At 50.3% G+C, this 439-nt stretch carries 3 tRNA genes; all 3 read right to left on the reverse strand.

Annotated elements, in window-relative coordinates:
* Positions 1–34: 34 nt before the first annotated feature.
* The 3 genes from GQR46_RS05710 to GQR46_RS05720 all read right to left on the reverse strand — a co-directional run bounded on the left by GQR46_RS05710 (position 35) and on the right by GQR46_RS05720 (position 356).
* Positions 35–111 (reverse strand) — tRNA-Asp (locus tag GQR46_RS05710).
* A 54-nt stretch (positions 112–165) separates the two neighbouring features.
* Positions 166–242: transfer RNA gene (locus GQR46_RS05715), tRNA-Asp, on the reverse strand.
* A 37-nt stretch (positions 243–279) separates the two neighbouring features.
* A tRNA-Asp gene (locus tag GQR46_RS05720) sits at positions 280–356 on the reverse strand.
* Positions 357–439: the final 83 nt, after the last annotated feature.

Raw genomic sequence — 439 nt, forward strand, 5'->3', positions numbered from 1 at the left:
TTAAACATAAATTTATTATTGAGGAAATAACAAGTGGCGGAGTGGACGGGACTCGAACCCGCGACCCCCGGCGTGACAGGCCGGTATTCTAACCAACTGAACTACCACTCCGCAGTGGTATGTGCATGGGGTAATGCACTTACTAATTTTAATCATGATATCAAATGGCGGAGTGGACGGGACTCGAACCCGCGACCCCCGGCGTGACAGGCCGGTATTCTAACCAACTGAACTACCACTCCGCAGAGATATCATTATACTTGTTATTACTTAATTTGTTGGCGGAGTGGACGGGACTCGAACCCGCGACCCCCGGCGTGACAGGCCGGTATTCTAACCAACTGAACTACCACTCCAGCATACAAATTTTGTAATATAACATTGTTTAAATAGTTGGCGGAGTGGACGGGACTCGAACCCGCGACCCCCGGCGTGACAG

The sequence above is a fragment of the Pseudoalteromonas sp. Z1A6 genome (genome assembly GCF_011378745.1).
Lineage (GTDB): Bacteria > Pseudomonadota > Gammaproteobacteria > Enterobacterales > Alteromonadaceae > Pseudoalteromonas > Pseudoalteromonas arctica.